General features: G+C 69.3%; 15 protein-coding genes. 7 read left to right on the top strand and 8 right to left on the bottom strand.

Going from position 1 to position 18,061, the window contains the following annotated elements; translation table 11 throughout:
* Positions 1–20 precede the first annotated feature (20 nt).
* Positions 21–3,917 (bottom strand): ATP-dependent RNA helicase HrpA, encoded by a 3,897-nt coding sequence (hrpA, locus tag ACFE6Z_RS00430; RefSeq protein WP_375383728.1) that lies wholly within the window; start codon positions 3,915–3,917, stop codon positions 21–23.
* Positions 3,918–3,984: 67 nt separating this feature from the next.
* On the opposite strand from hrpA, the gene ACFE6Z_RS00435 reads away from it, so the two are divergent.
* Both ACFE6Z_RS00435 and ACFE6Z_RS00440 read left to right on the top strand, forming a co-directional pair.
* Positions 3,985–4,824: an aldo/keto reductase gene (locus ACFE6Z_RS00435; protein WP_375383729.1), complete on the top strand. Its 840-nt coding sequence runs from the start codon at positions 3,985–3,987 to the stop codon at positions 4,822–4,824.
* A gap of 4 nt (positions 4,825–4,828) precedes the next feature.
* Entirely contained in the window at positions 4,829–6,694 is a 1,866-nt protein-coding gene (locus ACFE6Z_RS00440) for a thioredoxin domain-containing protein (protein ID WP_375383730.1), read from the top strand.
* On the opposite strand, the gene ACFE6Z_RS00445 is transcribed toward ACFE6Z_RS00440, so the two are convergent.
* Complete coding sequence (locus ACFE6Z_RS00445) at positions 6,691–8,301, bottom strand: dolichyl-phosphate-mannose--protein mannosyltransferase (RefSeq protein ID WP_375383731.1); 1,611 nt, start codon at positions 8,299–8,301, stop codon at positions 6,691–6,693. The two genes, ACFE6Z_RS00440 and ACFE6Z_RS00445, sit on opposite strands and share 4 nt — an antisense overlap.
* 23 nt (positions 8,302–8,324) lie before the next feature.
* Here ACFE6Z_RS00445 and rsmI point away from each other — a divergent pair, with 23 nt between their 5' ends.
* From rsmI to ACFE6Z_RS00460, 3 genes are all read left to right on the top strand, one after another.
* Complete coding sequence (gene rsmI, locus ACFE6Z_RS00450; RefSeq protein WP_375383732.1) at positions 8,325–9,143, top strand: 16S rRNA (cytidine(1402)-2'-O)-methyltransferase; 819 nt, start codon at positions 8,325–8,327, stop codon at positions 9,141–9,143.
* Between the two features lie 76 nt (positions 9,144–9,219).
* On the top strand, positions 9,220–10,791 hold the full coding sequence (metG, locus tag ACFE6Z_RS00455; RefSeq protein WP_375383733.1) for a methionine--tRNA ligase: 1,572 nt from the start codon (positions 9,220–9,222) through the stop codon (positions 10,789–10,791).
* Positions 10,791–11,759 (top strand): TatD family hydrolase, encoded by a 969-nt coding sequence (locus tag ACFE6Z_RS00460; protein WP_375383734.1) that lies wholly within the window; start codon positions 10,791–10,793, stop codon positions 11,757–11,759. Before metG ends, ACFE6Z_RS00460 begins: the two co-directional genes overlap by 1 nt.
* A 4-nt stretch (positions 11,760–11,763) precedes the next feature.
* On the opposite strand, the gene ACFE6Z_RS00465 is transcribed toward ACFE6Z_RS00460, so the two are convergent.
* Positions 11,764–13,233 (bottom strand): HNH endonuclease signature motif containing protein, encoded by a 1,470-nt coding sequence (locus ACFE6Z_RS00465; RefSeq protein ID WP_375383735.1) that lies wholly within the window; start codon positions 13,231–13,233, stop codon positions 11,764–11,766.
* Between the two features lie 48 nt (positions 13,234–13,281).
* The gene (locus ACFE6Z_RS00470; protein ID WP_375383736.1) at positions 13,282–13,866 is read right to left on the bottom strand and encodes a DUF6578 domain-containing protein; all 585 of its coding nucleotides are present in this window, start codon (positions 13,864–13,866) and stop codon (positions 13,282–13,284) included.
* A 165-nt stretch (positions 13,867–14,031) separates the two neighbouring features.
* On the opposite strand from ACFE6Z_RS00470, the gene ACFE6Z_RS00475 reads away from it, so the two are divergent.
* Positions 14,032–14,688, top strand: coding sequence for a histidine phosphatase family protein (locus tag ACFE6Z_RS00475; RefSeq protein WP_375383737.1), 657 nt, complete (start codon positions 14,032–14,034; stop codon positions 14,686–14,688).
* Positions 14,689–14,775: 87 nt separating this feature from the next.
* On the opposite strand, the gene ACFE6Z_RS00480 is transcribed toward ACFE6Z_RS00475, so the two are convergent.
* Positions 14,776–14,982: a hypothetical protein gene (locus ACFE6Z_RS00480; RefSeq protein WP_375383738.1), complete on the bottom strand. Its 207-nt coding sequence runs from the start codon at positions 14,980–14,982 to the stop codon at positions 14,776–14,778.
* Between the two features lie 51 nt (positions 14,983–15,033).
* Between ACFE6Z_RS00480 and ACFE6Z_RS00485 the strand changes: the two genes are divergently transcribed.
* Entirely contained in the window at positions 15,034–15,606 is a 573-nt protein-coding gene (locus tag ACFE6Z_RS00485; RefSeq protein WP_375383739.1) for a YdeI family protein, read from the top strand.
* Positions 15,607–16,004: 398 nt separating this feature from the next.
* Here the strand turns inward: ACFE6Z_RS00485 and ACFE6Z_RS00490 are convergent, their stop codons facing one another.
* The 3 genes from ACFE6Z_RS00490 to ACFE6Z_RS00500 all read right to left on the bottom strand — a co-directional run bounded on the left by ACFE6Z_RS00490 (position 16,005) and on the right by ACFE6Z_RS00500 (position 18,001).
* The gene (locus ACFE6Z_RS00490) at positions 16,005–16,286 is read right to left on the bottom strand and encodes a winged helix-turn-helix transcriptional regulator (protein ID WP_375383740.1); all 282 of its coding nucleotides are present in this window, start codon (positions 16,284–16,286) and stop codon (positions 16,005–16,007) included.
* Positions 16,283–16,687, bottom strand: coding sequence for a VOC family protein (locus ACFE6Z_RS00495; RefSeq protein ID WP_375383741.1), 405 nt, complete (start codon positions 16,685–16,687; stop codon positions 16,283–16,285). Before ACFE6Z_RS00495 ends, ACFE6Z_RS00490 begins: the two co-directional genes overlap by 4 nt.
* A 66-nt stretch (positions 16,688–16,753) precedes the next feature.
* The gene (locus ACFE6Z_RS00500; protein WP_375383742.1) at positions 16,754–18,001 is read right to left on the bottom strand and encodes an MFS transporter; all 1,248 of its coding nucleotides are present in this window, start codon (positions 17,999–18,001) and stop codon (positions 16,754–16,756) included.
* Positions 18,002–18,061 lie beyond the last annotated feature (60 nt).

Genomic DNA, 18,061 nt, shown 5'->3' on the forward strand with positions numbered 1-18,061 from the left:
CGCCGCGACGCGTATTCCGATCACCCGGCGATGGCCTTGGCGATGCGCTGCGGCGAGACCTGCTCGGCGGTGCCGAGGCGCTGGGCGAAGAGGCTGATCCGGTACTCTTCGAGTAGCCACCGCGCGTGCACGATCCCGGCAGGCGCGTCGGCGGGTGCGGGGATCACCCCGCCGGCGTCGGAGTACAGCGCGGCGGCGCGCTCGAACTCGGTCATGCGCTGGCGGTCGCGGCCGGGATTGTCGGCGAGGGTCGTGACCCGCTCGATCGCGCCCTGCAGATACCGCGGGAGGTGCGCGAGCCGGGCGAGCCCGGTTCGCGTGACGAAGCCGGGGAAGACGAGTCCTTCGAGCTGACCGCGCACGTCGCCCAGCGCCCCGAGCAGGGTCAGGGCGTTCTGTCCGCGGAGGGCGCGGTCAGCATCCCGCCACAGCAGCAGGATGCGCGCGCACAGTGACACCGCCGCGAACAGCTCGTCCACGCTCACCGACGAGAGCGCTTCGCGCACGCGCGCGAACTCGGCGCGCGTGCGCACGCCGTCCGGCGCCGTGCGGCGCAGGACCGCATCGGCTACCGCGACGCGGCAGTCTTCGATCAGCGCCTTCGCCGACGGATACGGTGAGGCGGCCAAGGCCAGCTTCTCGGCCGAGGTGAGGTGCTCGAGCACGTACGTCGCCGCCGACGGCACCGCCAGCAGCAGGAGGCGGCGCACGCCCGCGCGCGTCTGCCGGGCGGCGTCCTCGGCGGAGGTCTCGATCCGCACCGACACCGAGGCTCCGTCATCGATCAGCGCGGGGTAGCCGCGCACGATACCGCCCGCCACCCTCGTGTCGATCACGTCGGGCAGGTCGTCGATCGTCCAGTCGGTCAGCCCGGAGCGGGTGACGGAGATGCCGGATGCCTCGGCGACATGCTCCGCTCCGTTGTGCGCCGCGGGCGTCGAACGGGCGACGGTCCGTTCCACCGTCGTACGCGCCCGGCCCGCCAATCGCTGCTGGAGCGCGGCGAGGTCGCGGTTGGAACCCACCGCGCGCCCCCGGTCGTCGACGGCGCGGAACGACACCTGGAGATGACCGGGAACCCGCTCCATGTCGAAGTCGTCGGCGCTGACCCGTTGGTTCGCGACGCGCTGCACGAGCCCCGCCAGTGCCGCACGCAACGTCGTCGCGGGGACACCGTCATGGGACTCGGGGCCGAGGCCCGCCAGCTCGTCGGAGAACGTCGCGGCCCAGTCGGCGGCCGGGACGACGGTGCGTCGGATCGCCTTGGGCAGTGCACGCAGCAGGGCCGTGACGAGCTCGTCGCGCATGCCGGGGACCTGCCAGTCGAAGCCGTCAGGGCGCAGCTGGGCGAGCAGCGCCAGCGGGATCACCGCGGTCACGCCGTCGTCGGGCGCCCCCGGCTCGAAGCGGTACGCGAGCGAGAGCACCTGGTCGCCCTGGTGCCACCGGGCGGGGAATTCGCGCTCGTCTGTCCGGCCCACCTCGTCCAGGAGGTCGGCCTCGGTCAGGTCGAGCAGACGCGGCGTGCGGGTCGAGGCATCCTGCCACCAGGTCTCGAACGACCGCACGTCGAACACGTCGTGCGGGATCCGTGCGTCGTAGAACGCGAACACGGCCTCGTCGCCGACGAGGATGTCACGGCGTCGCTCGCGCTCCTCGATCTTCTCGAGGCGCCGACGCTGCTCGACGTTGCGCCGCAGGAATGCGGTCAGGCGCTTGTCGTCCTTCGACGGGCTCAGGAACCGGAAGGGCTCCCACTCGCCCTCGACCAGGGCGTGCCTGACGAACATCTCGCGGGCAAGTGCGCGGTCGTCCCTCGCGAGCTGGACACGACGGCGCGGTACGATCTCGACCCCGAAGAGCGTGATCTTCTCGGTCGCGACGGCGGCTCCGGCATCCTTCGACCAATGCGGATCGCTGACCTGTCGACGAACGAGGTCGCCGGCGAGGGGCTCTGCCCATTCCGGGTCGATCGCGGCGACCGTCCGGGCGTACAGGCGGCTGGTCTCGACGAGCTCGGCTGCCATCACGGCGGTCGGGCGCTTCTTCTTCAGGCCCGACCCCGGGAAGATCGCGAACCGGGTGCCCCGCGCCCCGAGGTACTGGGCACCGGCCAGCCGCTTGGTCTCGGTGCGCTCACTCGACGAGCGGGCCGGCGGCGCCTTGGCGACCGACCGCTCGTCGATGATGCCGATGTGCGAGAGGAGTCCGGCGAGGATCGCCTTGTGGATCTCGTCGGGGTCGGCTGCGGCGGTGGTGGTGGCAGGGGCGGTTTCGCCTGTCCGGATCAGCGAGCGCAGCTGACGGTGCACGTCGAACCACTCGCGTACGCGCACGTAGTTCAGATGCTCGGCGCGGCACAGCCGCCGGAAGGCGCTCGAGCCGAGTTCGGACTGCTGCTGCTGCAGATACGTCCAGAGGTTCAGGATGCTCAGGAAGTCGCTGTTCGGATCGGCGAAGCGCGCGTGGAGGCGATCGGCCTCTTCGCGGCGCTCTTCGGGGCGCTCGCGCACGTCCTGGATCGTGAGGCCGGCGACGATCGCGGACACGTCGGGGAGTACGCCCGAGGCGCGGGCGGCGATGAGCATTCGCGCGAAGCGCGGATCCATCGGCAGCCGAGAGATCTCACGGCCGAGCGGGGTCAGGCGCGGGGTCGCGTTTCGCGGAAGCTCGACAGCGCGCAGTTCGAGCAGCAGGTCGAATGCGGCCTTCACTCCGCGGGAATCCGGCGGAGTGAGGAACGGGAACGCCTCGATGTCGCCGAACCCGAGCGAGAGCATCTGCAGGATGACGGCCGCCAGGCTCGTTCGGAGGATCTCGGGTTCGGTGTACTCGGGCCGCTTGTCGAAGTCGTCCTCCGAATACAGCCGGATGGCGATTCCCGAGGTGGTGCGCCCCGCGCGCCCCGCGCGCTGCTGCGCCGACGCCTGCGAGACGGCCTCGATCGGCAGCCGCTGGATCTTCGATCGCGCGCTGTACCGCGAGATGCGCGCCGTGCCGGTGTCGATGACGTAGCGGATGCCGGGCACCGTCAGGCTCGTCTCGGCGACATTGGTCGCGAGGATGACCCGACGCCGGACGCCGGCGACCTTCGAGCGCTCGAACACGCGGTGCTGCTCGGCGGCGCTGAGCCGCCCGTACAGGGGGAGCACCTCGGTGGGGTGCGCGTCGTGCGCGTAGACGCCGCGCACGGTGTCGGCGGCGTCGCGGATCTCGGCCTCGCCCGGGAAGAAGACCAGCACGTCTCCGGCCGGTTCGCGGTCGAGTTCGCGGAGCGCCGCGACGACATCGTCGACGTCGTCGGCGCTCTCTGGTGCCCGGTAGCGGATCTCGACGGGATACGTCCGCCCCGACACCTCGACGATCGGCGCGGGCGTGCCGTCAGCATCCGCGAAATGCTTCGCGAAGCTCTCGGGGTCGATCGTCGCGCTCGTGACGATGACGCGCAGGTCGGGGCGCTCGGGAAGGATGCGGCGCAGATACCCGATGAGGAAGTCGACGTTGAGCGATCTCTCGTGGGCTTCGTCGACGATGATCGTGTCGTAGCGGCGCAGCAGCCGGTCGCGGTGGATCTCGTTGAGCAGGATGCCGTCGGTCATGAGTGCGACGCGGGTGTCTTCGGAGACCTTGTCGGTGAAGCGCACCTTGTAGCCGACCGTCGTGCCGAGCGGCACCTGCAGCTCTTCGGCGATGCGCTCGGCGATCGTGCGGGCCGCGATGCGGCGCGGCTGGGTGTGCGCGATACGGGTGCGGCCGAGTTCGAGGCAGATCTTCGGCAGCTGCGTGGTCTTGCCCGAGCCGGTGGCGCCTGCCACGATCACGACCTGGTGGTCGCGGATCGCGCGCGAGATCTCGTCGCGCGCGGCGCTGACGGGCAGCTCCGGCGGGTACGAAATGACGGGTTCGGGAGAGGGCATAGCCCTCCATTCTAAAGTCCGCGATGCCTTCGCCTGCGGAGTACCTCTCGCTTCTAGGCTGGAGCGCATGACATCGATCCCCACGATCCAGCTCAACGACGGACACGACATCCCTCAGCTCGGCTACGGCGTCTTCCGGGTGCCGCCCGCAGACACCGAGCGCACCGTCAGCGAGGCCCTCGAGGTCGGCTACCGCCACATCGACACTGCGGCGATCTACGGAAACGAAGAGGGCGTGGGGGCGGCGATCGAGAAGTCCGGCATCCCGCGTCACGAGATCTTCCTCACCACCAAGCTCTGGAATGACCGGCACGAGGGTGACGAGCCGCGCGCGGCGCTCGGCGAGAGCCTCGAGAAGCTCCGCACCGACTTCGTCGACCTTTACCTGATCCACTGGCCGACCCCCGCGCGCGACAACTACCTGCACGCATGGGAGAAGCTCATCGAGCTGCGGGATGCCACGCTCGCGCGCAGCATCGGAGTCTCGAACTTCCTCGTGCCCCACCTCGAGAAGATCGTCGCCTCGACCGGGGTGATCCCGGCGGTCGACCAGATCGAACTGCACCCCGCCTACCAGCGCCGCGATATCGCCGAGTGGGCCGCCGCGCACGGTGTCGCGATCGAGGCGTGGGGTCCGCTCGGCCAGGGCAAGTACGACCTGTTCTCGCTAGAACCGGTGCACGCCGCCTCGGTCGCGCACGGCAAGACCCCCGCCCAGGTCGTGCTGCGCTGGCACCTGCAGAAGGGGTTCGTCGTCTTCCCGAAGTCGGTGCGCATCGAGCGGCTCCGCAAGAACCTCGCCGTCTTCGACTTCACGCTGTCGGACGCAGAGATCGCCGCGATCGACGACCTCGACTCCGCCGACGGCTCGGGCCGCGTGGGCTCGCACCCCGACGACGTGAACTGAGCCGATGAACGGGCTCCACGCCTCGGCGAGCCCCTACCTGCGCGCCCACGCCGACAACCCCGTCGCCTGGTTCCCGTGGGGAGCCGAGGCGTTCGAGGAGGCACGCAGGCGAGATGTGCCCGTGCTCGTGTCGATCGGCTACTCCACGTGCCACTGGTGCCACGTGATGGCCAGGGAATCGTTCCAGGACGCCTCCACCGCCGCGCTGATCAACGACGGGTTCGTCGCGATCAAGGTCGACCGGGAGGAGCATCCGGAGGTGGATGCCGCCTACCTCGCGGCCGCCGCGGCCTTCACACCGCATCTCGGCTGGCCGCTCACGGTCTTCGCGACCCCGGACGGCGCGGCGTTCTTCGCCGGAACCTATTGGCCTCCGGATGCCCGTCCGCCGCTGCCGGCCTTCCGCGATGTGCTGGCGGCCGTCCGCGAAGCCTGGACCGACCGCCGCGTCGAGGTCGCGCACACCGCAGCCGCTGTGCGGGACGCCCTCGAGCACGCGGCGGCCCCATCCATGTCGGCCGCGTCGCTGCCCGAGCTCGACGATCTCGCCGCAGCGGCGACGCGCCTCGCCGAGCGCGAAGACCCCGACTTCGGCGGGTTCGCCGACGCGCACGCGAGTATGGGCACGCCGAAGTTCCCCAGCGTGCCAGCGCTGCGGTTCCTCCAGTCGCCCGCGCTCCGCGATGCCGCACCGCGTGCGGCGGGGGTCGCTGCCCGCGCCCTCGCGGCGATGACCGCATCCCCCCTGCACGACCCGGCGGACGGCGGGTTCTTCCGCTACGCCACGCGCCGCGACTGGACCGTTCCGCACTTCGAGCGCATGCTCACCGACAACGCGGGGCTGATCGAGGTCGCACTCGACGCCGGTGACCCGGGCATCGCCCTCTCGTCCGCCGGTTTCCTGATCGATGTGCTCCAGCGACCGTCGGGCGGCTTCGCCGCTGCGCAGGATTCGGAGTCGATCATCGACGGCGCACGCAGCGAGGGCGGCTACTACGCGCGGGATGCCGCGGGGCGAGCGCTCCTGGAACCCCCCGCGATCGACGGCAAGGTCGTGACCGGGTGGAACGGGCTCGCGATCGGAGCGCTCGCCCGCGCCGGAGCGGCGCTGCGCCCGGAGCGACCCGACGACGCGGATCGGCTGATCGGCGCGGCGCGCGCGGCGGCGGACGCGGTCATCGATCGCCACCTGCGGGCAGACGGCCGACTGCTGCGCGCCTCGCTGGACGACGTCGCGTCCTCAGCGCCGGCGACTCTCGAGGATTACGGGGCGCTCGCAGAAGGTCTCGTCGCGCTCGCCGTCGCCACGGGGGAGGCGGTCCACGCCGAGCAGGCCCGATCGCTCGTCGACGCGTGCCTGGACGGCGGGCCGGAGGGCGACCCCGTGCTCGTCTCGCAGGGCATCCGACCGCCCTCCGACGACACCGACGGCGACCACCCGTCCGGTCGCGCCTCGTTCGCGTCGGCGGCGTACGCGCTCTGGCTGCTGGGCGCGGGGGATCGGTATCGGGATGCTGCGGCATCCGTCATCCGCTCCGGCGCGGCCTCGGCTCTCGCCGAGCCGCTCGCCCACGGCTCGCTCCTGCGTGTCGCCGCGCAGCTCGCCGCGCCACCGCGTCAGGTGGTGATCGTCGCCCGCGACGACGCGTCGCCGCACGACCCGCTCGTCACGGCCGGCAGCAGCCTGGCCGCCGACGTCGTCGCGATCGTCACCGCCGATCAGGCCGCCGGCTTCGCCCTCAGGGGGTTCACCTTGTTCGAGGCAAAGGGCCTGCAGGGCGGCGTCACCACGCTGTACGACTGTCGCGCGTTCGTGTGCCGACTTCCCGTCACGCGGCCGGATGAACTCGCGCGGTCGCTGCCTGCCTAGACCCAGCTCTGCAGCCAGTTGTGCAGGCGCCAGAAGTCGTAGGGCACCGAGGTCGCCGTGAGGATCGGGTACCAGAACGCCGACACCAGCACGACGAAGACGAGGATCACGATCACGACGCGCTGGCCGCTCTTGCGGCGTGCCGGTTCCACCAGGCCCGCCCCCGCGATGTCCCTCAGCGCGAAGGCGAGCGCGAGCACCAGGAACGGCAGCATCGCGATCGTATAGAACTGGAAGATCGTGCGCTCGGGGTACAGCAGCCACGGCACGTACGTGACGGCGACACCCGTGAGGACGAGCGCGTAGCGCCAGTCGCGGGTGCGGACGAAGCGCCAGCAGAGGTAGATCACGGCCGCGATCGCCCCCCACCAGATCAGCGGGTTGGGCATGCTGTACACGTTCTGCACGCAGCCGTTGGTCGCGGTGCATCCCGCCTGCCCGACGATGTCGGCGTGGTAGTACATCGAGGTCGGGCGTACCAGCAGCGGCCACTGCCACGCCGGGCTGGCGTAACTGTGGGGGCTGGAGAGCCCGACGTGGAAGCCATACATCTGCTGGTGGTAGGCCCAGAGGTTCTGCAACGGGAGCGGCACCCACGACCAGAAGCCGGTCGCCGGGTGGGTGTCGACGGCGTGCCGGCCGAATCCGCCGTCGGTGACGAGCCATCCGGTCCACGATGCGAGGTAGACGGCGAAGCCGATCGGTACGAACAGCAGGAACGCGACAGGTCCTTGGCGGAACGCCGCATCCGCGGGCCACAGCCGCACTCCGGCCCGCCGCCGGGCGAGGGCGTCGGTGACGACGAGGTAGACGCCCAGCCCCGCGCCCACGTACAGTCCCGACCACTTCACGGCCGTCGCGGCGCCGATCGCAACCCCCGCGGCCAGCAGCCACGGGCGGTTCCAGAACACCGGACCCCACGCGGGGCGCCGACCCTCCGACATCCGCTGCGAGTCGATCATCCGCTGCGCAACGACCGTCGCCAGCCGGTCGAGGTGCCGTCGTCTGTCCAGCAGCACGAACCAGAAGCCGAGCAGCACGAAGAACGTGAGGAAGATGTCGAGGATGGCGACCCGGCTCATCGCGATCGCGAGTCCGTCGATCGCGATCAGCATCGCCGCGACCGAGGCGAACACCGTCGAGCGGACCAGTGCGTATGCCACGAGGTACATGAGCAGCACGAGAGCCGTGCCGAACAGCGCGGTGGTGAACCGCCACCCGAGCGACGAGTCGGGGCCGAACAGCGCCATCCCGGCGCCGATGATCCATTTGCCGAGCGGCGGGTGCACCGCGTAGCTGCCGGCGGTGGTGAAGATGTCGGTCTCGCCGAGCACGAACCTCGCGTCCGCGCGGTCGGGCCAGTTCGCCGGGAAGCCGAGGTTCCACTGGCTCCACGAGTCTTTGACGTAATAGGTCTCGTCGAAGATGAACGAGTGCGGGTGGCCCAGATTCCAGAAGCGGAGGATGCCGGCCAGCAGCGTGATCAGGGTGGGTGCGAGCCAGCCTGCGAGGCGCCGGCGGCGCGGGTCGGCGCGCACGCGCGCGGTCCACGAGTCGTACAGCGACGATCGCGGCGTCGGCAGCAGCGGCTCGAGGGTGCTCGTCACGGCGTCAAGCCTAGGCTGGGGTCGTGATCATCCTCGCCGCGACGCCGATCGGCAATCTCGGCGACGCGTCGCGGCGACTGATCGAGGCGCTCGAGTCGGCGACCGTGATCGCGGCCGAAGACACCCGCACCACCCAGCGCCTGCTCCAGGGGCTGGGTGTGACCAATCGCCCCCGGCTGGTGGCCCTGCACGACCACAACGAGAAGGAGCGCGCGGGCGAGATCGTCGAGCGCGCGCGCACCGAAGACGTGCTGGTGCTCTCGGATGCCGGTATGCCGACCGTCTCCGACCCGGGATACGGCCTCGTGGCCGCGGCGGCTGCCGCCGGCGTCACGGTGACGGCGATCCCCGGCCCGAGCGCGGTCGTGACCGCCCTCGCCGTCTCGGGGCTGCCGACCGACCGGTTCACGTTCGAGGGCTTCGTCGCGCGCAAGTCCGGCGAGCGCCTGAGCGCCTTCCGCGACCTCGCGGCCGAGAAGCGGACCATGGTCTTCTTCGACTCGCCGGCGCGCGTCGCGGCGACGCTGCGCGACATGGCCGCCGTCTTCGGCGCCGATCGCCGCGCCGCCGTCTGCCGCGAGCTGACGAAGCTGTACGAAGAGGTCGCCCGCGGAACGCTCGCCGAGCTCGCGGAGTGGGCGGCACCCGGCGTGCGGGGCGAGCTCGTCATCGTCGTCGAAGGCGCCGCAGCACGGGTCTTCTCGTTCCCCGACGCGGTCACCCAGGTGCTCGAGCTCGTGCGGTCGGGCACCCGACTGAAGGATGCTGCGTCCGAGGTCTCCGCGCACACGGGGCACTCCTCGCGGGAGCTGTACCAGGCCGCGCTCGCGGTCAAGGGCTGACAACGCCTATCGGGGCCGCTCTATGACGCTGTCACAGGGCCGAGCCGCAGCATCCGCTCGAACTAGGATCGAAGGTATGCCTACCGGCGACTCCTTCTACATCACGACGCCGATCTACTACCCGAGCGACGTGCCGCACATCGGCCACGGTTACACCACCGTGGCCGTCGACGCGCTCGCGCGCTGGCACCGTCAGGCGGGCGATGACACGTGGATGCTCACGGGCACCGACGAGCACGGCCAGAAGATGCTGCGGGCCGCCGCCGCCAACGGCGCGACGCCGCAGGAGTGGGTCGACCGGCTGGTGGGCGAATCGTGGTTCCCGCTGCTGAAGACGCTCGACGTCGCCAACGACGACTTCATCCGCACGACGCAGCCGCGTCATGAGGAGCGCGTGCAGAAGTTCGTGCAGGCGATCTACGATCGCGGCTACATCTACGCCGGTGAGTTCGAGGCGCTGTACTGCGTGGGGTGCGAGGAGTTCAAGACCGAGTCCGAGATCGTCGACGGCACCGGGCAGTTCGAGGGTCTGAAGGTCTGCGCGATCCACTCGATTCCGCTCGAGCTGCTGCAGGAGAAGAACTACTTCTTCAAGCTCAGCGAGTTCCAGGATCAGCTGCTCGAGCTGTACAAGACCGATTTCGTGCGCCCCGAATCGGCGCGCAACGAGGTCGTCTCGTTCGTGAAGCAGGGGCTGAAAGACCTCTCGATCTCGCGCTCGACCTTCGACTGGGGCATCAAGGTGCCTTGGGACGAGTCGCACGTCATCTACGTCTGGGTCGACGCGCTGCTGAACTATGCTACCGCCGTGGGGTACGGCTCAGACCCCGAGGAGTTCGCGCGCCGCTGGCCCGCCTACCACGTGGTCGGCAAAGACATCCTGCGGTTCCACGCCGTCATCTGGCCCGCCATGCTGCTGGCCGCCGGAGTCGAGGTGCCGCGCGGCGTCTACGCGCACGGGTGGCTGCTGGTCGGTGGCGAGAAGATGTCGAAGTCGAAGCTCACCGGCATCGCGCCCACCGAGATCACCGATGTCTTCGGCTCGGACGCGTACCGGTTCTACTTCCTCTCGGCGATCGCGTTCGGGCAGGACGGGTCGTTCTCCTGGGAAGACCTGTCGGCGCGGTACCAGGCCGAGCTCGCGAACGGCTTCGGCAATCTCGCCTCGCGCACGGTCGCGATGATCGAGCGGTACTTCGAGGGCATCGTGCCGCCCGCGGGGGAGTATTCCGCGCAGGATCTCGCGATCCAGCAGACGGTGGCGGATGCTGCGGCCACCGCCGACGCGGCGATCGACCGTTTCCGCATCGACGAGGCGATCAGCGCGATCTGGAAGATCGTCGATGCGCTGAACCTGTACATCACCGAGAACGAGCCGTGGGCGCTCGCGAAGGACGAGGCGCAGCGCGAGCGCCTGGGCACCGTGCTGTACACGGCGGCCGAGGGTCTGCGCGCGCTCGCGGTGCTGCTGTCGCCGGTGACGCCGATCGCGACCGAGAAGCTGTGGATCGCGCTCGGCGCGGCCGACAGCCTCGGCCGGCTGCAGGATCAGCCGATTCGCGAGTCCGGCCGGTGGGGAGTGCTCACGCCCGGCACGTCGGTCAACGGCCTCGCGCCGCTGTTCCCTCGCGTCGAGCAGTCGGTGTAATGACTTCGGCCCCTGAGCCTGTCGATTCGGCCCCTGAGCCTGTCGATTCGGCCCCTGAGCCTGTCGAAGGGTCGGACCCGAGCCAGTACGTCCGGGAGCGCACCCAGGAGGGGCGCAAGGACGTGCGGTGGCCCGTCGCCCCCGAGGCTCTGGCGGTGCCGGTCTACGACAACCACTGCCACCTCGAGATCGCCGACGGCGACGAGCCGCTGTCGCTGGACGCGCAGCTCGACCGCGCGGCCGACGTCGGGATCATCGGCGTCGTGCAGGCCGGTGGCGACATCGAGTCGAGCCGGTGGTCGGCGCGGGCTGCAGCATCCCACCCTCGTGTGCTGGCTGGGGTCGCGATCCATCCCAACGAGGCGCCGGCTTACCAGGAGGCGGGGCGACTCGGCGGCACCAGTTTGGAACAGGCGATCGCCGTGATCGACGAGCTGGCCGCGCAGCCGCGGGTGCGGGCGATCGGTGAGACGGGGCTGGATTTCTTCCGCACGGACGAAGCCGGCATCCCGGCGCAGTTCGAGAGTTTCGAAGCGCACATCGCACTCGCCAAGACGCACGGGATCGCGATGCAGATCCACGATCGTGACGCGCACGATGCGGTGCTCGAGACTCTGACGCGGGTGGGCGCTCCCGAGCGCACGGTTTTCCATTGCTTTTCGGGCGACGACGACATGGCGCGCATCGCTGCGGATGCCGGGTACTACCTGTCGTTCGCCGGCAACGTGACGTTCAAGAATGCGCAGAACCTGCGAGACGCGCTGGCAGCGACTCCGCTGAATCGAATTCTGGTGGAGACGGATGCTCCATTCCTCACGCCGGTGCCGCATCGGGGTCGCCCGAACGCGCCCTACCTGATTCCCGTGACGGTGCGGTTCATGGCTGCCGAGCTCGGGCTGGAGCTCGACGAGTTATGCGCCCAGCTCGCGGCCAACACGCTCGAGGTCTACGGCTCGTTCGAGGATTGAGGCTTCACGCCGCCGGCCGGAATCGTCTCGGGGGTGGATCGACATCGCCCCGCGCATAGCGCAGCCCCAACCGCGGGACGAGCACGACCGGATCGCCCGAGCCGGGCGGCGGATGGAGGGTGAAATCGCCGCGCCCTGCGCGTGTGATGCGCCAGCCACCGTGATGCAACTGCATGTGATGGAACCGGCACAGCAGGATGCCCCGGTCGATATCGGTCCGGCCGCCCTCGGAGTAGGGATCGATGTGATGCGCTTCGCAGTACGACGCCGGTCGATCGCAGTGGCGCCATCGACAGCCGCCATCGCGCACAGCGAGGGCGATCTTCTGCTTCGGAGAGAAGATGCGCGCTTCACGGCCCAGGTCGAGCGGATTGCCGGCGCCGTCGAGGGTGCACTCCATCGCGCCGGTGTCGCAGACGTGCTGCCGAGCCAGCCAGGCGGGGATCGATGCGCGGTCGTCTTCCAGCATCCCCACCGCGTCCTCGCCCTTCAGCACGCCCTGCGGGACGATCACCCGCACGCCGGCTTGCCGCGCGCCGAAGACCGATGCTGCATCGGCCAGCGCTCCCGACCGCAGGACGTCGACGAGCAGGTCATACGCGAGCTGTTCGTTGGTTCGAGGGTCGGCGATGAGCTCTTCGGCGCGCGCCTGCTCCTCCGGGTCGACGAACCGCGGACCACCGCGACGCGGGCGCAGAGCGGCATCCATGACGGTCTGCGTCCACGCGCCGCCCATGTCGTCGAACACGATCGAGCCGCGGCGCAGGCCGTCGGCATCCGTCCATAGGCGAAAGGATCGCCGCTCGAATCGCTCGTCGAACCGCCGCCGCGCCCCATCGGGGTCGAGGTGATCGCGCACCGTGCGCGCAGTGCGGCTGAGCTCTTCGACCGTGCGGTGCTGCGCTTCGGCGACGAGCTGTTCCGCCGCGAGGCCCCAAGCGACTCGCACCGCAGCCTGGTCGTCCGGCGAATCCGCAATGGGCGGGGTTCCGAGTCCTTGCAGAATCGCGTCGTGCTGGGCCGAGCTGATCGTTCCTGCCAGCAGCGCTCGCCCGAGCACCGCGTGCCACGGGGCAAGCTCATCCGTCGCGTCGCGCGAAGCCACAGCATCCGCCATCGCGCCGATTCCCGCGGCAGTGCGCAGCGACTCCCCGAGGCGCAGGTGCATGGCCGCCTCGGCCCTGGTCGCCCCGGTGAGCTCTTGAATCAGCGACGCGGGGGAGCGGTGGCCGCGCTTCTGGGCGAGACCCTCGTGCCCGGCGTCGCGCGTCGACCGCGCACCCGCGACCCCCGAAGCGGCGATCCGCACCTTCTCGGCCACGCGACCGAGAACAGTCGCGGAATCGAGCACGGCGACGAGTTGATCGTCATCGAGCCCATCGAGTGCGCGGGGGAGTTGATCACTTTCGACATCCCCACCGAGCGCGCGGCGCAGCACATCGATCTGCGTCGCGAGTTCGGAGAAGAAGGCCATAGTCAATCATCCAATAGGCCTCCGACATTCGAATAAGCTACGTCGCTGTCAGCGTGCGGTGTCCGACCGCCGATCAGTGTCGTCGATGTCCACGACCCAACCGACCTGCGAGCGAGTGTGCCGCTCGGGCGGCGGATCGCCGGCCAGGTCGCCCTCGACCGGAGCTGACAGATGTTGATCGTCTGGGTCGACCTCCGGCTGGCGTACACCGATCACCGGCAGGAGGACGGCTGTACCGGGCACGGAGACGGCCCCGATCATGTACCGCGACGGTTGCGAGCCGACGAAGACACCGTTCCCGACGCCCCGTCCGGCGAGCGGCCACTCCTCGCCATCGGGAGGCATGACCGCGTCCGGAGGAGCACCGTTACCCGGGCGACGAAGGATTCTCCGTTCGATGACGGCCTGCGTGACGGCATACACGGCGACGGCTCGCCCGCGGACCCGCTCGACCGGCACCTCCTCATGGTGCGACTCGACCGCGTCGACCGTGGCGGCGAGTGTGGGGCCGAGCGCGTCCGCCAGGGAGGGATCGAGAAGCCGGGTCGCGATGCCGAAGTCGATCTCGTCGCCGACCGCGAACGGGTCGCCGCAGCAGCTCCACTCCCATCCCGTCAACCACACGCGCGTCATGGATTCCACGCTACGCGCAGTCACGGCGACCGCGTCCGACATCTTCCAGCAGCTCAGCGGTGTGAAGTCGCCTGAGCACTCGTACGCGAAAAAGCGACGCGGATGCTGCCTCCACACGCGCCGCAGAGAGAACCGTTCGGACGGCGTCGACAGTACGGTTGCGGTGTGCCTGCAATCGATCCGCTTCCCGACCGCCCCATCCCGGACAATCCGTCGGGCAAGCTCGTGCTCTTGCGCCACGGCGAGACGGAATGGTCCAAGAGCGGCAAGCACACCGGACTCACCGACATCCCGCTCACCGATCGCGGAGAAGAACTCGCCCGCGTCGCCGGTGAGCTGGTCACCGGTTACGACTTCTCGCTCGTCCTGACCTCTCCGCTGCAGCGCGCGCGGCGTACCGCTGAGCTCGCGGGTCTCCACGCCGAAGTCGACCCCCTCCTGGTCGAATGGGACTACGGCGGATACGAGGGGCGTACGACGCGCGATATCCGCGCCGATCTCGGCTACAACTGGAGCGCATTCACCCATGGCGTCATTCGCGGAGCGACTCCCGGCGAGACGGTGGAGGAGGTCGCTGCGCGCGCGTCGCGGGTGCTCACCCGGGTACTTCCCGCGATGGTCGAGGGAGATGTCGCCCTCGTGGCGCACGGCCATTTCCTGCGCATCCTCACCGCCGTCTACCTGCGAATGGCTCCGCGGTTCGGTGCTCAGATCACTCTGGATGCTGGATCCGTCTCGGTGCTCAGCTTCTACCGCGAGCAGCCGGCCATCCTCTCGTGGAACTACGGACCCGAGCTGCCCCTGGTGCCCTCGGAGTCGTGAGCGTCGCTACCCACGAGTGACCGAGCTGTTGCTCGCTCCGTCGCAGACACGGCCGAACGGCGCCTCGACGACGTCGTGTGGTGCGATTCAGTGAGTACCAGCGCGACGGCGGAGTACTTGGGCGACCACGATCAGCACCAGCCCGACGAGGAGCACAATCGGTCCGATCGTTCCCCACAGGGATGAGCCGCTCATGGCTGATCCGCCGAGGATGTTCAGGCCCTGAAGAGTCCAGATCAACCCAACGACCACGAAGATCACTCCGGTGATGAGGAGCGGCAGTATTCGTTTCATGGTGCGACCTTAGGCGCTCGCCGGGTCATCGGGGCTGGCTATTCTTCCGTCATGGCACACCGCGCGATCAAGCCCGAGCTGCACGTGGAGACGGTCGGGGAATGGGAAACATGGCTGAGCTCGGATCCCGACCCGAACGGCGTCCTCCTGCGGCTGCGGAAGAAGGCGGCGACCCGGCCAGGGATCACCTACCCCGAGGCGCTCGACGTCGCGCTGTGCTGGGGCTGGATCGATGGACAGACTCAACCCCTTGATGCCGACTATTACCTGCGGACCTTCACGCCGCGACGCCCACGGAGCATGTGGTCGAAGGTCAACATCGATCACGTGACCCGCCTGATTGACGAAGGTCGCATGCGGCCCGAAGGCCAGGACGAGATCGACCGCGCGAAGGTGGACGGGCGATGGGACAACGCATATCGGCAACGCGATGGTGAACTGCCCGCGGAGCTGCAGGACGCCTTGAACGCCGATCCGCAGATCGCCGAGGCCTTCGCGTCGCAGTCTGCGCAGAATCGGTTCGCGATGGCGTTCCGCGTCGCCAACCTCAAACGGCCGGCTTCGCGCGAGGCCCGCGTCGCCGAGTACGTCCAGATGCTCAAGCGGGGTCAAACCCTGCACTGACGACCACGGCGGGCCGCCAGCGTGAGCACGGTGGAAGCGTCATGGCGGGACACGCTGCATGAAGCTCCCTGGGCGTGCACAGGACAGGCGGCTTGGTCGCACCTCGCGGTCAGCGTTCTGACAGGCACCTCGGGTACATTAGGAGATCGGGCCGTCACGCCGGTGAGGGGAACGCTCTTCGAGAGCACCTTCCGGCCACTCACGGTCCACGTGCGAACAGCGCGAAATGCCACGGCGAACGCCGTAGGAAGCCCTCAGGTGCCGAGCCTGAGAGCACTTTGACGCCCGAGGCCAGAGGATTCGATCCTCGCCTCGGGCGTTGCCATTTCGGCCCGCGTGCCGCATGCGTAGAGCAAGGTTCATCCGGAGCGCGGGCAGCCGATCCTTTCCGGCGGCCCCTAGGTTTCCTCAGCGGCCCAGCGTCCGAGTGCGGTGATGGACGCGCGAAGAGCGAGCCCGCGATCGGTGAGCGCGTATGCCCGGGTGTTGTGCCGGAGGGGCAGACGATGCAGGACGCCAGCCGCTTCGAGCTCGCGCAAGCGGGTCGCGAGCATGTTCGTCCCCAGGCCGAGGTCGCGCTGCAAGTCTCCGTACCTCTGCGGCCCGTCGAGGAGTCGCTCAACGATGAGCAGCGCCCATCGTGCTCCGACGATGTCGAGGGCTGCGGCGAGGTCGCTCACGCGATCGGATCGGCGTCCGGCTTCATCCAGAACGGCGAATAGTGGTAGCCGTCGGGGTCGTCGAACTGGCGCTGGTACATGAAGGGATAGTCATCGATGTCGCCGACCCGCCCGCCCGCGGCGCCTGCGCGCTCGACGAGTTCGTCGACCGCCTCACGGCTCTGCAGGTCGAACGAGACCGTCACCTTGGAGGGGGTATCGGGCCCGCCGATCAGCTCCGCGGTGCCGCCGACAGATGCGTACATCGCGCGACTGCCGAGCATGACGTACTGCTCGGGCGTGATCGCGAAGCACGACACGTTGTGATCTGACATCTCGGTGTTGAGAGTCCATCCGAGGGCGGTGTAGAACGCGGTGGCGCGCTCGACGCTCTCGACCGGGCACGTGATGAAGAGGCTCATGCAGCCGATACTTCCAAAATGGAAGTGCCGTGTCAACCGTGCGCGCCGGTGCGGCGCCGATCCTTGTCACGTCGCCACCTCGATCGCCGGGGGAGCAGCCGCGATGTGCGAGATCGGGCCCCACACGAGTGCCAGCGTGATCGCCGAACCGGCGAAGGCGAACCACCAGGGCGCCGTGAGACCCCACGTCTGGGCGATGAGTCCGCCGAGCAACTGGCCGATGACGAGCCCGCCGAAGACGCCGACCATGTTGACCGAGGCGATGCGGCCCTGCAGCTCCATCGGCACGAGCCGCTGCCGCACGGTCGTCGAGATCGTGGCCCAGACGAACGCGTACACGCCGAAACCGAACATGATCACGAAGGCGACCACGGGAGATGTCGTGAGGGCGAACGAGAGGTGCATGACGACCTCGAGCGACAGGCACACCCGCATGAGCGTCGCGAATGACACGTGACGCTCGAGCCAGCCGAACGAGCCGATGCCCACGAGGCCCCCGAGGGCCGACGCGCTCGTCAACGCTCCGTACCCGACCGGGCCCATGTTCAGATGCTCGGTCGCGTACAGCACGAGGATGCCCCAGGGCGCCGCCCACGTCACGTTGAAGACCAGGATGATGAGCACGAGGGTGCGCACCGGGGCGTTGCCGCGCAGCCAGTGCAGTCCCTCCCGGATGGAATGCGCCTTCATGCCCGGCTCGACGGCGACCCGTGGTGGGACCGGCGTTCGCGCGATCCGTGAGATCAGGACGACGGCGAGACTCACACAGACGATCTGCACGACGAACGGCCAGAACGAGCCGACGGCGAACAAGAACGCGCCCAGCGGAGGACCGGCGAGCTGATTGCCGACGAGGAACCCCGCCTGCAGTCGTGCGTTGCCGAGGCCGAGGTCGACCGGCCGGACGAACATCGGCAGCAGCGTGCTGTCGGTGGTGTCGGCGAAGACCTCGGCGGTGCCGTAGAGGAAGCTGGTCGCGAGCACGATCCACACCGTGGCGTGGCCGGTCAGCAGGAACACGACCAGGCCGAAGACGATCACCGCCCGAGACCCGTTCGCGAGCATCACGAGCCGTCGGCGATCGTGGTGGTCGGCGACCGATCCGGCCAGCAGGCCGAACAGCACCCACGGCAGGAACTGCATCATCGCGCCGACGGCCACCAGCAGCGGAGAGGAAGTCAGCGACGCGATCAGCAGGGGCGCGGCAGACAGTGCGATGCCGTCGCCCAGGTTGCTCGTCCACGACGAGGCGAGCATCCACCGGAAATCACTGCCCAGACGACGGGGTGCGACCAGTTCGCCGAGCGAGGGCATCCGGCCATCCTAGGCGCGGGCCCGGACACGCCGACGAACGGATGCCGCGACTCGGCGACC

This window comes from uncultured Microbacterium sp., assembly GCF_964244775.1.
In the GTDB taxonomy this organism is placed as follows: Bacteria; Actinomycetota; Actinomycetes; order Actinomycetales; family Microbacteriaceae; genus Microbacterium.

Excerpts from the sequence above, each read along its gene's own strand:
- ACFE6Z_RS00500 (WP_375383742.1), bottom strand. The coding sequence starts at position 18,001 with ATGCCCTCGCTCGGCGAACTGGTCGCACCCCGTCGTCTGGGCAGTGAT.
- ACFE6Z_RS00440 (WP_375383730.1), top strand. The coding sequence starts at position 4,829 with ATGAACGGGCTCCACGCCTCGGCGAGCCCCTACCTGCGCGCCCACGCC.
- metG (WP_375383733.1), top strand. The coding sequence starts at position 9,220 with ATGCCTACCGGCGACTCCTTCTACATCACGACGCCGATCTACTACCCG.
- ACFE6Z_RS00495 (WP_375383741.1), bottom strand. The coding sequence starts at position 16,687 with ATGAGCCTCTTCATCACGTGCCCGGTCGAGAGCGTCGAGCGCGCCACC.
- ACFE6Z_RS00435 (WP_375383729.1), top strand. The coding sequence starts at position 3,985 with ATGACATCGATCCCCACGATCCAGCTCAACGACGGACACGACATCCCT.
- ACFE6Z_RS00470 (WP_375383736.1), bottom strand. The coding sequence starts at position 13,866 with ATGACGCGCGTGTGGTTGACGGGATGGGAGTGGAGCTGCTGCGGCGAC.
- hrpA (WP_375383728.1), bottom strand. The coding sequence starts at position 3,917 with ATGCCCTCTCCCGAACCCGTCATTTCGTACCCGCCGGAGCTGCCCGTC.
- ACFE6Z_RS00465 (WP_375383735.1), bottom strand. The coding sequence starts at position 13,233 with ATGGCCTTCTTCTCCGAACTCGCGACGCAGATCGATGTGCTGCGCCGC.
- ACFE6Z_RS00460 (WP_375383734.1), top strand. The coding sequence starts at position 10,791 with ATGACTTCGGCCCCTGAGCCTGTCGATTCGGCCCCTGAGCCTGTCGAT.
- ACFE6Z_RS00485 (WP_375383739.1), top strand. The coding sequence starts at position 15,034 with ATGGCACACCGCGCGATCAAGCCCGAGCTGCACGTGGAGACGGTCGGG.
- ACFE6Z_RS00480 (WP_375383738.1), bottom strand. The coding sequence starts at position 14,982 with ATGAAACGAATACTGCCGCTCCTCATCACCGGAGTGATCTTCGTGGTC.